General features: G+C 72.4%; 12 protein-coding genes and 1 riboswitch. Of the genes, 3 read left to right on the top strand and 9 right to left on the bottom strand.

Features of this window, described 5'->3' with window-relative positions; all coding sequences use genetic code 11:
* Positions 1-142 precede the first annotated feature (142 nt).
* The 3 genes from FXF68_RS39055 to FXF68_RS39045 all read right to left on the bottom strand — a co-directional run bounded on the left by FXF68_RS39055 (position 143) and on the right by FXF68_RS39045 (position 3259).
* Positions 143-1132 carry a malate dehydrogenase gene (locus tag FXF68_RS39055; protein ID WP_148767869.1) on the bottom strand — a complete coding sequence of 330 codons (990 nt, stop codon included), beginning with the start codon at positions 1130-1132 and terminating at the stop codon, positions 143-145.
* A 265-nt stretch (positions 1133-1397) separates the two neighbouring features.
* The gene (locus FXF68_RS39050; protein WP_148767868.1) at positions 1398-2615 is read right to left on the bottom strand and encodes an NADP-dependent isocitrate dehydrogenase; all 1218 of its coding nucleotides are present in this window, start codon (positions 2613-2615) and stop codon (positions 1398-1400) included.
* Between the two features lie 215 nt (positions 2616-2830).
* Positions 2831-3259, bottom strand: coding sequence for a DUF3017 domain-containing protein (locus FXF68_RS39045; protein ID WP_148767867.1), 429 nt, complete (start codon positions 3257-3259; stop codon positions 2831-2833).
* Between the two features lie 205 nt (positions 3260-3464).
* Between FXF68_RS39045 and FXF68_RS39040 the strand changes: the two genes are divergently transcribed.
* On the top strand, positions 3465-4190 hold the full coding sequence (locus FXF68_RS39040) for an FHA domain-containing protein (protein WP_083980548.1): 726 nt from the start codon (positions 3465-3467) through the stop codon (positions 4188-4190).
* Between the two features lie 164 nt (positions 4191-4354).
* On the opposite strand, the gene FXF68_RS39035 is transcribed toward FXF68_RS39040, so the two are convergent.
* Positions 4355-5206 (bottom strand): bifunctional methylenetetrahydrofolate dehydrogenase/methenyltetrahydrofolate cyclohydrolase, encoded by an 852-nt coding sequence (locus tag FXF68_RS39035; RefSeq protein ID WP_148767866.1) that lies wholly within the window; start codon positions 5204-5206, stop codon positions 4355-4357.
* Between the two features lie 24 nt (positions 5207-5230).
* A riboswitch (ZMP/ZTP riboswitch) is annotated at positions 5231-5316 on the bottom strand.
* A 91-nt stretch (positions 5317-5407) separates the two neighbouring features.
* Between FXF68_RS39035 and FXF68_RS39030 the strand changes: the two genes are divergently transcribed.
* Complete coding sequence (locus FXF68_RS39030) at positions 5408-6001, top strand: GNAT family N-acetyltransferase (protein WP_148767865.1); 594 nt, start codon at positions 5408-5410, stop codon at positions 5999-6001.
* Between the two features lie 6 nt (positions 6002-6007).
* Here the strand turns inward: FXF68_RS39030 and FXF68_RS39025 are convergent, their stop codons facing one another.
* From FXF68_RS39025 to purN, 3 genes are all read right to left on the bottom strand, one after another.
* Positions 6008-6187 carry a hypothetical protein gene (locus FXF68_RS39025; RefSeq protein WP_148767864.1) on the bottom strand — a complete coding sequence of 60 codons (180 nt, stop codon included), beginning with the start codon at positions 6185-6187 and terminating at the stop codon, positions 6008-6010.
* A 160-nt stretch (positions 6188-6347) separates the two neighbouring features.
* Complete coding sequence (purH, locus tag FXF68_RS39020) at positions 6348-7913, bottom strand: bifunctional phosphoribosylaminoimidazolecarboxamide formyltransferase/IMP cyclohydrolase (RefSeq protein WP_148767863.1); 1566 nt, start codon at positions 7911-7913, stop codon at positions 6348-6350.
* Entirely contained in the window at positions 7894-8589 is a 696-nt protein-coding gene (gene purN, locus FXF68_RS39015; protein WP_148767862.1) for a phosphoribosylglycinamide formyltransferase, read from the bottom strand. The genes purH and purN overlap by 20 nt, the downstream gene beginning before the upstream one ends.
* Positions 8590-8752: 163 nt before the next feature.
* Here purN and FXF68_RS39010 point away from each other — a divergent pair, with 163 nt between their 5' ends.
* Positions 8753-9283, top strand: a complete 531-nt coding sequence (locus tag FXF68_RS39010; RefSeq protein WP_148767861.1) for a hypothetical protein — start codon at positions 8753-8755, stop codon at positions 9281-9283.
* 9 nt (positions 9284-9292) lie between these two features.
* On the opposite strand, the gene FXF68_RS39005 is transcribed toward FXF68_RS39010, so the two are convergent.
* Both FXF68_RS39005 and sucD read right to left on the bottom strand, forming a co-directional pair.
* Positions 9293-11203 (bottom strand): cell division protein PerM, encoded by a 1911-nt coding sequence (locus tag FXF68_RS39005; protein ID WP_246179188.1) that lies wholly within the window; start codon positions 11201-11203, stop codon positions 9293-9295.
* Between the two features lie 193 nt (positions 11204-11396).
* Positions 11397-12284 carry a succinate--CoA ligase subunit alpha gene (gene sucD / locus FXF68_RS39000; RefSeq protein ID WP_148767860.1) on the bottom strand — a complete coding sequence of 296 codons (888 nt, stop codon included), beginning with the start codon at positions 12282-12284 and terminating at the stop codon, positions 11397-11399.
* Positions 12285-12287 lie beyond the last annotated feature (3 nt).

Genomic DNA, 12287 nt, shown 5'->3' with positions numbered 1-12287 from the left:
CTTGCCGCGATCCTCCACGACCTCCGTCACCCTGCGGAACGGCTCGGAGACACAAGGCCGGACAAGGCCAATTCACGCGGACGCGAACGAGCCCCGGACCGGTCGTGGTCCGGGGCTCGTGTTCGTTCGTTCGCGCGCCGGGTCAGATGAGGCCGAGCTTGCGGACGGCGTCGCGCTCCTCCGCCAGCTCGTTCACCGAGGCGTCGATCCGGGCGCGGGAGAAGTCGTCGATCTCCAGGCCCTGGACGATCTCCCACTTCCCGTCCTTCGTCGTGACCGGGAAGGACGAGATCAGGCCCTCGGGGACGCCGTAGGAGCCGTCCGACACGACGGCCATGGACGTCCAGTCGCCGTCCGCCGTGCCGTTCACCCACGTGTGCACGTGGTCGATCGCGGCGGACGCGGCCGACGCCGCCGACGACGCGCCCCGCGCCTCGATGATCGCCGCGCCGCGCTTGGCGACGGTCGGGATGAAGTCGTTCTCCAGCCAGGACTTGTCGTTCACCGTCTCGGCGGCGCTCTTGCCCGCGATCTCCGCGTGGAAGAGGTCCGGGTACTGGGTCGCGGAGTGGTTGCCCCAGATCGTCATCCGGCGGATGTCGGCGACCGAGACGCCCGCCTTCTTCGACAGCTGCGCGAGGGCGCGGTTGTGGTCGAGGCGCGTCATCGCGGTGAACCGCTCGGCCGGGACGTCCGGCGCGTGCTGCTGCGCGATCAGCGCGTTCGTGTTCGCCGGGTTGCCGACGACCAGGACCTTCACGTCGTCCGCCGCGCCCGCGTTGATCGCCTCGCCCTGCGGCTTGAAGATCCCGCCGTTGGCCTCCAGCAGGTCGCCGCGCTCCATGCCCTTCGTCCGCGGCCGGGCCCCGACGAGCAGCGCCACGTTCGCGCCCTGGAACGCCTGGTTCGGGTCGTCGAAGATGTCGGTGCCGGCGAGCAGCGGGAACGCGCAGTCGTCCAGCTCCATCGCGGTGCCCTCGGCGGCCTTCACCGCCTGCGGGATCTCCAGCAGCCGCAGCCGGACGGGTACGTCCGGGCCGAGGAGCTGCCCCGACGCGATGCGGAACAGCAGCGCGTAGCCGATCTGGCCCGCGGCGCCGGTGACGGTGACGGTGACTGGGGTGCGCGTCATTTCCTTCTTCATCCTCTGCTGTGACTCTGCTGGTGATGACCTGAGGCTGGTGATGACCTGAGGCTGGTGATGACCCGAGGCTGGTGATGACCTGAGCCCGCCGCCGCGCGGGTCCTCTCGCCGTTCTCTCGCCGTCGAGATAGTCCGGGGCCAGGCTATCGCGCGCCCCGGCCCCGCCACCGTCCAGGTGCGCAACCCGGCATGCCCCGCACACGGAAGGCCGCCCCGGACGACGTCCAGGACGGCCTTCGAAGACCGGGCGCGGTCAGCCGTTGATCTTCTTCTGGAGGTTGGTGTCGAGCGCCTCCAGGAATTCCTGCGTCGTCAGGAAGGGGGTGTCCCTGCCGACGAGCAGGGCGAGGTCCTTGGTCATCTGGCCTGCTTCGACCGTCTCGACGCAGACGGCCTCAAGCTTGCGGGCGAAGTCGACGACCTCGGGCTGGTTGTCGAGCTTGCCGCGGTGTTCGAGGCCGCGGGTCCAGGCGAAGATCGACGCGATCGGGTTGGTCGACGTCGGCTTGCCCTGCTGGTGCTGGCGGAAGTGCCGGGTGACCGTGCCGTGCGCGGCCTCGGCCTCGACGGTCTTGCCGTCCGGGGTCATCAGGACGGACGTCATCAGGCCCAGCGAGCCGAAGCCCTGCGCGAGCGTGTCGGACTGGACGTCGCCGTCGTAGTTCTTGGCGGCCCAGACGAACCCGCCCTCCCACTTGAGCGCCGCCGCGACCATGTCGTCGATGAGGCGGTGCTCGTAGGTGAGGCCCTTGGACTCGAAGTCGGACTTGAACTCCGCCTCGTAGATCTCCTGGAAGATGTCCTTGAAGCGGCCGTCGTAGGCCTTGAGGATCGTGTTCTTCGTGGACATGTACAGCGGCATCCCGCGCTCCAGCGCGTACCGCATCGTCGCCCGCGCGAAGTCGCGGATGGACGAGTCGTAGTTGTACATGCCCATCGCGACGCCGCCGCCGGGGAAGTCGGCGATCTCGAACTCCATCGGCTCGCCCTCGTCGGACGGCGTGTAGGTGATCGTCACCTTGCCGGGGCCGGGCACGACGAAGTCGGTGGCGCGGTACTGGTCGCCGTGGGCGTGGCGGCCGATGATGATGGGCTTCGTCCAGCCGGGGACGAGCCGGGGGATGTTGGAGCAGATGATCGGCTCACGGAACACCACGCCGCCCAGGATGTTGCGGATCGTCCCGTTCGGGGACCGCCACATCTTCTTCAGGCCGAACTCCTCGACGCGGGCCTCGTCGGGGGTGATGGTGGCGCACTTCACGCCGACGCCGTGCTCCTGGATGGCCTTGGCCGCGTCCACCGTGACCTGGTCGTCCGTGGCGTCACGGTGCTCGATCCCCAGGTCGTAGTACTTCAGGTCAACGTCGAGGTAGGGCAGGATCAACTGGTCCTTGATGAATTTCCAGATGATCCGGGTCATCTCGTCGCCGTCGAGCTCGACGACCGGGCCCGCTACTTTGATCTTGGGCATGCTGCTGCTGTCCCTTTCCTACACCTGGCCAGCTAGTGAGCTGTTCCTCATCCTGCCGCGGGCGAGGGGCGGTGTCGGCCGTCCGGTTCGCGCCGGATGAGAAGAGACTCAGTCCTTGTAAGGCTCAACTGGCAAGGCTAGCCGAGCCGCCCGGAAGGTCTGGACCCGGCCACCGCCAACCCACCCTGAAACGCCCGCTGACCTGGGGCGATGCCCTACTTGGGTGAACCTTCCCGGCGTCCGGCGAGGATGAGCCGCGCGCCGCGCACGACCATCGTGAGCAGGATCAGCACCCCGAACGCCCCGGCGAGGATCAGCCCCGGCTTGTTCATCGGCGGGATGCTGAGCGCGACGAACGCGACCATCTCGCCGAGGATGACGAGCGTCCAGCAGTCGATGGAGCGGCTGCGGACGGCGAGCGGCCCGAGCTGCGACTCCGGCAGCAGGAGCCGGGCGAGCGCGCCGAGCAGCAGCGCGGCGGCCATCAGCCCCGACCCCTTGCGGAAGTAGTTGAACGCGCACAGCGTGAGACCCGCGCCCACGCCGCTGAGCACGAGCAGGTAGGGAAGCTGCGCGAGCCAGTGCGGCGCCGCCTCCCTGCGGCGCGGGGCCCTGCGGCGGCGCCTGCGCACCTCGGTGCTCATGGGCTTCACGGTATAGCGATTCGGCCCACCGCACGACATCGGGCGGACCACCGTCCCCAAGGGGTGGGACGGATGGGGCGCGGGTGATGTCCGAGAGGCCGGAATCCCTTGCGCCATCGTGCCTACTCGCCAGTAGGAGGGTGTGACCACACGGCGCCCGGGTAACCCGGCAGACAGGGGTCGCTAACTAGCTGGGAGGACTGCCGTGGAGGGGCCGTTCATGCGGATCGAGGACAGCGGGCTGGTGGTGCCGCTGCGCCCCGACGTTACGACGGTCGGGAGAGGGAGAGGAGTGGATATCCGCCTCGACGACCCGAGTGTGTCCCGCTTGCACGCTGAGATCGTCCGACGCGGTCCGTACGTCTACGTGGTGGACATGGGCCTGTCCCGCAACGGGACCCGCGTCAACGGGCGGCCGATCGCCCGCCGAGTCCTGGAGGACGGCGACGTCGTGAGTTTCGGCACGGCGCGCTGCCGGATGGGGGGCATCCCCCGTGAGGAGGTCGACCCGGACGTCGAACTGCGGCGCGCGGTCGCGCCGGAGCTCACCCGACGCGAGGTCGACGTGCTGACCTCGCTGTGCCGTCCAGCCCTGTCCGACGAGGCGTTCGTGGCCCCCGCCACGGCGCGCGACATCGCCGGGGAGCTGGTCGTCACCGAGGCCGCCGTCAAGCAGCACCTGCTGCGCCTCTACCAGAAGTTCCGGATTCCCGAGGGCGCCAACCGGCGGACCAGGCTCGCCAACGAGGTCATCGCGATGGGCCTCGTCCGGCCGCTGCCGCCGGTGCACGTCCCGCAGGGCCGCCCTCCGATGGACGGCCGCGTACCGGGGGTCCGGGGCACGGCCGAGACGCGGCGGGCGGGCGCGCCGCACGCCCACCACACCGGCGCCCGCCCGGCGCCGAGCCCGGCGGGACGGAGGGCGAGCTGAGGTAGGTCCGCGGTCGCCCTCGACGGCAGCGCGACTGGAGGGCGATCGCTTGACGGGTCGTGCGGGGCCGCGCAAGTGACGGCGTGGCTCCGTCCGGCGGAGAACGCGGACGGGAGCCGCCACCGGGGTGCTGGTGGCGGCTCCCGCTCGTTCACGCCCGCCGTCTAAGCGAGGCTCTTCTCCGCCGCCTCGACGACGTTGGCGAGCAGCATCGCGCGGGTCATCGGGCCGACGCCGCCGGGGTTCGGCGCGACCCATCCGGCGACCTCGCGGACGTCGGCGGCGACGTCGCCCGCGAGCTTTCCGTCCACCCGCGAGACGCCGACGTCGAGGACGGCCGCGCCGGGCTTGACCATGTCCGCGGTGATCAGGCCGGGGACGCCCGCGGCGGCCACGACGATGTCGGCGGCGCGGGTGTGCGCGGCGAGGTCGCGGGTCGCGGTGTGGCAGAGGGTGACGGTCGCGTTCTCGGTGCGGCGGGTGAGCAGCAGGCCGAGGGAGCGCCCGACGGTGATGCCGCGCCCGACGACGGTGACGTCGGCGCCCTTGATCGGGACGTCGAACCGGCGCAGCAGCTCGATGATCCCCTTCGGGGTGCAGGGCAGCGGGCCGGGCTGCATCAGGACGAGCCGTCCGAGGTTGGTGGGGTGCAGGCCGTCGGCGTCCTTCGCGGGGTCGATGAGCTCCAGGACGCGCTGCTCGTCCAGGCCCTTCGGCAGCGGGAGCTGGACGATGTACCCGGTACAGGCGGGGTCGGCGTTCAGCTCGGCGACGGCTTGCTCGACGTCGTCCTGGGACGCGGTGGCGGGCAGGTCGCGGCGGATGCTCTCGATGCCGACCTCGGCGCAGTCGCGGTGCTTCATGTTCACGTACGAGTGGCTGCCGGGGTCGTCGCCGACGAGCACGGTGCCGAGCCCGACGCCCACGCCCCGGTCGCGCAGCGCCTCGACGCGGGTCTTGAGGTCGGAGCGGATCTCGGCGGCCGTGGCCTTGCCGTCCAGAATCTGTGCGGTCATGCGTACCTCCGCGTGGCAGGTCCCGTCCTCCACCCAGGCGCGCGGTGTACGGACTGTGGTTCGCTCCCCGGTGGTGCCCCACCTTGACCGCGCCAGTCGCGTGAGCATCCATCGTAGTCGGCCGTCACGCGGAGTGGCTCGCGGAAATCGGCGGCGAGTGGCCCTGCCGGTCGCCGCCGGGACGCTCGTAGCGTGGTCCGCATGACCGACGCATGGTTCGAGCGGCCCGTCCTGACCGGGCGTTACGTGCGGCTGGAGCCGCTTTCGCGGGAGCACGCCGAGGGGCTTTTCGCGGCGTCCAAGGATCCCGCCATCTGGACGTGGACGAGCGAGCGGCAGCCCGCGACCGCCGAGGAGATGGCGGCCTGGGTGGACGGCGCGCTCGCCGACCACGCGCGGCGCGCCCGCGTGCCGTGGGCGCAGATCGACGTCGCTACCGGGGAGGTCGCCGGGTCGACCTCGTACCACGACGTCGCCCCGGCGCATCGCGGGCTGTGCGTCGGGCACACGTGGCTCGGCGCGCGGTGGTGGCGGACGGGCCTGAACACCGAGGCGAAGCTCCTGCTGATGGGACGCGCGTTCGACGAGCTCGGGGCGATCCGGGTCGGGTGGCACACGCACGTCCGGAACGAGCGGTCGCGGGCGGCGATCGAGCGGCTCGGCGCGTCGTTCGAGGGCGTCCACCGCAAGCACCGGATCCGCGCGGACGGCTCGATCCGCGACACCGCCGCGTACGGGATGACCGACGACGACTGGCCCGCGGCGGCCGCCGCCCTGCGCGCCCGGCTGCGGTGAGGCGGGTCAGTCCTCTTCGGAGCGGCCGCGCCAGGCGATCACGCGGTCGGTGCCGTGCCAGCCGAGATGCGCGGCCAGCATCGCCGCGAGGATCGCCGCGGCCAGCCCGATGAGCTGCCGGGACTCCATCAGCAGCGCGTCCGCCTGGGACACGGAGCCGAGCATGAGGGACATCAGCAGATCCATCGCGCCTCCAACACGCAACCACCCGCGCCAGGGGGGACACAGGTCATGCGGAGGCGCGGTTCGCGCCGAGGCTACCCGGAGGAAAAAGCAAAAAATCCGGCGCTAAACCCGGTGCGGCGGTGTTCTGCGCCACACCGGGCCTGCCCGTCGAGCAGTGCGATCAGTGGTAGAAGTGCCGGACGCCGGTGAAGTACAGCGTGATCCCGGCCTTCTCGGCGGCGGCGATCACCTTGTCGTCGTTCACCGAGCCGCCCGGCTCGACGATCGCGCGGACGCCCGCCTTCGTCAGCACCTCAAGGCCGTCCGGGAACGGGAAGAAGGCGTCGGACGCGCCCACGGCGGCCGCGGCGCGCTCCTCCCCCGCCCGCGCGACGGCGAGCTTGGCGGAGTCGACCCGGTTGACCTGGCCCATCCCGACGCCGACCGTGGCGCCGTCGGCGGCCAGCAGGATCGCGTTCGACTTGACCGAGCGGATCGCCCGCCACGCGAACGCCAGGTCGGCGAGCGTGGCCTCGTCGGCGGCCGGGCCTGTCTTCAGCTCCCACGCGGACGGGTCGTCGCCGGGCGCGTCCACCTGGTCGACGCCCTGGAGCAGGACGCCGCCGTCGACGCGCCGGTACTCGGTCGCCCCGGCGGGCGCGTCCGGGCAGACCAGCAGCCGGACGTTCTTGAACCGCTCCTTGAGGACGGTCACGGCCTCGTCCTCGAAGGACGGCGCGACGACCACCTCGGCGAAGCTCTCGGTGACCTGCCGCGCCATCGCCGCCGTGACCGGCCGGTTCGCCGCGATCACCCCGCCGTACGCGGACACCGGGTCGCACTCGTGCGCCTTGCGGTGCGCGTCGGCGATGTCGGCGCCGACCGCGATCCCGCACGGGTTGGCGTGCTTGATGATCGCGACGCACGGCTCGGCGAAGTCGTAGGCGGCGCGGCGCGCGGCGTCGGTGTCGACGTAGTTGTTGTACGACATCTCCTTGCCGTACAGCTGCTCGGCCCCGGCCAGCCCGGTCTCGCCGGGCGTGCGGTACAGGGCGGCGCGCTGGTGCGGGTTCTCGCCGTACCGGAGGGTGTTCGAGCGCTCCCAGGTCGCGCCGAGGAAGTCGGGCCAGCCGGTCTCGGCGGCCGTCTCGTCCGGGGCGTGGGCGCCGGCGAACCAGGACGCGACCGCCACGTCGTAGGACGCGGTGTGCGCGAAAGCCTGCGCGGCCAGGCGGCGGCGCTCGTCCAGCGTGAAACCGCCCGCGCGGACGGCGTCCAGGACCGTCCCGTAGGCGGACGGGTCGACGACCACGGACACGCTCTCGTGGTTCTTCGCCGCCGCCCGCACCATCGTCGGGCCGCCGATGTCGATCTGCTCGACGCACTCGTCCGGCGTCGCGCCCGACCGCACCGTCTCGGCGAACGGGTACAGGTTCGCGACGACCAGGTCGAACGGCTCGACGGCCAGGTCGTCGAGCTGCTGGAGGTGGTCCTCCTTGCGCCGGTCGGCGAGCAGGCCCGCGTGCACCATCGGGTGCAGGGTCTTGACCCGGCCGTCCAGGCACTCGGGGAACCCGGTGAGCTTCTCCACCTTCATCACCGGCACCCCGGCGGCGGAGATCCGGCCCGCCGTGGACCCGGTGGAGACGATCTCCACGCCCGCCTCGTGCAGGCCCCGGGCCAGCTCCTCCAGCCCGGACTTGTCGTACACGCTGATCAGCGCGCGCTTAATCGCCACCCGACTCACCGGCCGAGCTCCCCTCTTGATCGGATTCCGCGGACGAGCCACTGCCGCTCGCGTCGCCACAGGTCCTGCACTTCATCGAGACCCGCCTGCCGTGCGCGGTCCAGCCGTCGCGGGCGAGCCGCCCGACGACGTCCACGAGGAGGCTGCGCTCCACCTGCTTGATCCGCTCGTGCAGGGAGTCCTCGTCGTCATGCCACCGCACGGGGACGGTCTCCTGGGCGATGACGGGACCGGTGTCCACTCCTTCGTCGACGAAGTGCACCGTACAGCCCGTCACCTTCACGCCGTACGCCAGGGCTTCCCGTACGGCGTGGGCGCCGGGGAAGGCGGGCAGCAGCGCGGGATGGGTGTTGACCGTCCGGCCGCCGAACCTCGCGAGGAACAGCGGGCCGAGGATCTTCATGAACCCGGCGGACACGACGAGATCGGGCTCGTACTTCGCGACCGTCTCGGCGAGGGCGGCGTCCCAGTCGGCGCGGGACGGGAAGTCGCGGACCCGCACCGTGAAGGTGGGCAGGCCGGCGCGCTCGGCGCGCTCGGTCCCCCCGATATCGGGACGGTCCGCCCCCACGGCCACGACGGTCGCCCCGTAGGCTGGATCCGCGCACGCGTCGAGCAGCGCTTGTAGGTTGGTCCCCGCGCCGGAGACGAGGACGACGAGCCGGGCGGACACCATGACTCCCCAGTGGACGTAGCTTGGGACACCACGCAGCCTATCGGGCGGGCTCGACGGCGCCCGAACCCACGTCGGCCGCGTTTCGGCGTCCGGGCACGGGACCCGCGCCAACGGACCCGCCGACTGACACGCCAACGCACACAGGGCCAGGAGGAGACGAGACGTGAGCGAGCACCAGGGCCGTCCGGCCCCGCCCGAAGACCGCCCCGCTGGGCGGCCGGTGGGAGAGCCGCCCGCGGGCCCTGACCTCATGCCCGGCGGTGTGCCCGGTGGCGTGCCCGGTGGCGTGCCCGGTGGGACGCCGCCGGAGCGGCACCGCACCGGATGGCGCGCGCTGTGGCTCGGCGGCATCGCGCTGATCACCGCGTTCTTCTTCTACCCGCTCGGCCTGGTGCTCGGGATCGCCGCGCTCGTCGTCGGCATCCGCGCCCGGCGGGCGGCCCGGCGCAGCCGGGGGGCCGCTCCCGGGGCCGTCCCGGGGATCGTCCTCGGGTCGATCGGGCTGGTGTTCTCGATCCTGTCGGTGTCGCTGACCGTGTACCTGTGGTCGGAGCTCAGCGGCTACCAGAGCTGCGTCAGCGGGTCCAACACGACCGCCGACAAGCAGGCGTGCCAGGACAAGTACTACCCGCGGATCGAGAAGAAGCTCGACCTGCCCGCCGGGAGCATGGACAAGTACGGCGACCTGCTCTAGTCCCCGTTTCTAGTCGTCGGGGCGCTCGTCGGGCTCCTCGCGCAGGACGTAGATCGCGCCGCCCCGGTTCTCGGTGCGGCTCGGGTCCTCGCGCGGCGGCGGGACGCGGTCCGGCGGCGCCTCCCGCACGGGCTCGTCCGCCTCGTTCATGGGATCGTCCATGGGGTCGTCCATGAGGTGGCCTTCGAGGACGACCGTGCCGTCCCGGGGCGGCGGGGCGGGCGCGGGCCGCTCCTCCTCGGCGAGGTCCGGCAGCGGGTCCAGCGGGCGGCGGGGCCGCCGCCGCGGCGCGAGGACGGGGTCGGCCTCCTCGAACTCCAGCGGATCATGCCCGAACGGCGCCTTCGGCGGCGCGGCCTTCGGCGCGGGTCTGGGCGCGGGTTTCGGCGCGGACGCCTGCTCCGGATAGTCGCCCAGAACCGGTGCGGACAGCGGCACCGGCAGCGGCGCCGGAAGCTCCCGCATCCCCTTCCGCTGCCCCGCCGACTCCTTCGCCGCCCGCTTCTCCGCCTTCTTCTCGGCCTTCTTGCGCTTCCGCTTCGCGGGCGGCGCGTCGGCCGGGCGGCGCAGCACCATCCAGTTCGCCACCCACGCCGCGATCGCCGCGGAGATCCCGACCTCCAGCGCCGCGAGCAGCCCGACCTGCCAGGCGGACGGCCCGACCGTCTCCATCCGCCCGTCCCCGAGCGGGCCGCCGGACAGGGCGCTCAGCAGCGCCGCCACCGCGCCGGTCAGCGCCCCGGACACGAAGCCCCACAGCGGCGCACCCTCCGACACCGGCGTGGGCATCGACCTGATCGTGAGGACGCCGCCGACCGCGCCCGCCGCGAACGGCGCGGCCAGCGCGAGCAGCGACAGGGCGGGCGCCGGGCCCGGCTCGGGCAGGGCCGCGAGCGGCGGGAAGGCGGGCACGGCGTTCAGGAAAACGCCGGTCGGGGAGACGCTCGTCCCGGCGCCGACGGAGAAGCCGGGGCCGACCGCGTACGCTATCCCCCAGATCACCGCGTTCGGCAGGAAGGTCAGCTCGACCAGCACCAGCAGGACGCCGCCGACCACGCCGGGGGCGAGCATGTCGTAGAGGTGGTCGGCCTCGGTCATGTGCATGGCGAGCGACACCCCGACGAGCAGCGCGCCCGAGGCGAGCAGGACGCCGAGCGACCCCGCGACGCCGATCACGAGCGAGCGCGGCCGGTCCGGCAGCAGCCGCAGCAGCGCGCCGAGCCCGGACCTGACCCGCTCCCCGCGCGCGTCCGCCGCGACCTGCGCCGCGACGACCGCGCGGGCCGCGCCGAGCCCGCCCGCGATCACCGCGACCAGGAAGCACGCGACGAGCGCCTGCCACGCCGAGGGACGCACCTCCGGGGACGCCGCCGCCAGCGCGAGCAGCCCGGCGAGCGCCGCGTACGGGACGGCCAGCGCCACCGCGACGCGCACGACCTCCGTCCGCGGCCGGTGCGGCAGCCCGGCCGCCCTGATCATCCAGCCGCCGCCCCGGTAGAGGAGCGCCCCCGGCAGGACGAGGACGCCGAGCGGCAGCAGCCCGACGCGGCCGTGCCCGTAGGAGAAGCCCGCGTGGTGGGAGACGAGCCAGAAGTTGACGGCCGTCCGGAACACGCCGGACATGCCGTGGCCGAGCGCGGTCTTCGGCGCGGCGATCCAGCCGATCAGCGTGATCGTGGTGAGGACGGCGAGCCCGATCCCGATGCACCACAGCGCGGCGACGAGCCCGGTCACGTACAGCGGCCGGGACGCGCCGGGCGCCTGCCCGCGCGGCCCCTCGCGGCCCCCGCGCTCCGTGCGCTCCCCGCGATCCGCGCGCCGGGCGGTTCGTCCGGCCGCCGCCGCTCCGCCGGTGCTCCGGTCCGGGATCCGGGCGGGCGGCTCCCGCTTCGGGCGCTGCCCGGGGGTCGTGTCGGTCACCGGTCCATGCTGGCACCACGTCCGGTTCCCGGCGGGCCGCCCGCCCGGCGTGTCGCCTTTGTCATTTCGTGCGCCGCCGCCCGTCCCGGGAGAGGCCGCCGGAACGCGAAAGACGCCCGGCCGGAACGTCCCGGCTCAGGCGTCTTTCGACACGATCCTGACGCGCTTCCAGGGTGGTCCCCAGGAGAACGGGTCAGCGGTTCTTCATGATCTCCCGCATCAGGACGGCGGTCTCGCTCGGGGTCTTGCCGACGCGGACGCCGACCTTCTCCAGGGCCTCCTTCTTCGCCTGCGCGGTCCCGGCGGAGCCGGACACGATCGCGCCCGCGTGGCCCATCGTCTTGCCCTCGGGCGCGGTGAACCCGGCGACGTAGCCGACGACCGGCTTCGTCACGTGCTGCTCGATGTAGGCGGCGGCGCGCTCCTCGGCGTCCCCGCCGATCTCGCCGATCATGACGATGCCGTCGGTGTCGGGGTCGTCCTGGAACGCCTGGAGGGCGTCGATGTGGGTGGTCCCGATGACGGGGTCGCCGCCGATGCCGACGCAGGTGGAGAAGCCGATGTCGCGCAGCTCGTACATCATCTGGTAGGTCAGCGTGCCCGACTTGGACACGAGCCCGATGCGGCCGGGCGTGGTGATGTCGGCCGGGATGATGCCCGCGTTCGACTTGCCGGGGGACGCGATGCCGGGACAGTTCGGCCCGATGATCCGCGTCTTGTTGCCCTTCTTCTCCGCGTACGCCCAGAAGTAGGCGGTGTCGTGCACCGGGATGCCCTCGGTGATCACGACGCACAGCGGGATCTCGGCGTCGACGGCCTCGACGACGGCGTCCTTGGTGAACTTCGGCGGGACGAACACGACGGACACGTCGGCGCCCGTCTCGGCCATCGCCTCCTTCACGGTGCCGAACACCGGGAGGGTCGTGCCGTCGAACTCGACGGTCTGCCCGGCCTTGCGGGCGTTCACGCCGCCGACGACCTGCGCGCCGGACGCGAGCATCCGGCGCCCGTGCTTGGTGCCCTCGGAGCCCGTGATGCCCTGCACGATGATCTTGCTGTTCTCGGTGAGCCAGATGGCCATTGC

Source organism: Actinomadura decatromicini (assembly GCF_008121305.1).
Taxonomy (GTDB): Bacteria; Actinomycetota; Actinomycetes; order Streptosporangiales; family Streptosporangiaceae; genus Spirillospora; species Spirillospora syzygii.
Note: the sequence above shows the minus strand (reverse complement) of the source record. Positions and strands in the feature narration are given on the sequence as shown.

Coding starts and splice junctions, on each gene's coding strand:
- FXF68_RS39055 (WP_148767869.1), bottom strand. CDS start 1,132: ATGACGCGCACCCCAGTCACCGTCACCGTCACCGGCGCCGCGGGCCAG.
- FXF68_RS39050 (WP_148767868.1), bottom strand. CDS start 2,615: ATGCCCAAGATCAAAGTAGCGGGCCCGGTCGTCGAGCTCGACGGCGAC.
- FXF68_RS39045 (WP_148767867.1), bottom strand. CDS start 3,259: ATGAGCACCGAGGTGCGCAGGCGCCGCCGCAGGGCCCCGCGCCGCAGG.
- FXF68_RS39035 (WP_148767866.1), bottom strand. CDS start 5,206: ATGACCGCACAGATTCTGGACGGCAAGGCCACGGCCGCCGAGATCCGC.
- FXF68_RS39030 (WP_148767865.1), top strand. CDS start 5,408: ATGACCGACGCATGGTTCGAGCGGCCCGTCCTGACCGGGCGTTACGTG.
- FXF68_RS39025 (WP_148767864.1), bottom strand. CDS start 6,187: ATGGATCTGCTGATGTCCCTCATGCTCGGCTCCGTGTCCCAGGCGGAC.
- purN (WP_148767862.1), bottom strand. CDS start 8,589: ATGGTGTCCGCCCGGCTCGTCGTCCTCGTCTCCGGCGCGGGGACCAAC.
- sucD (WP_148767860.1), bottom strand. CDS start 12,284: ATGGCCATCTGGCTCACCGAGAACAGCAAGATCATCGTGCAGGGCATC.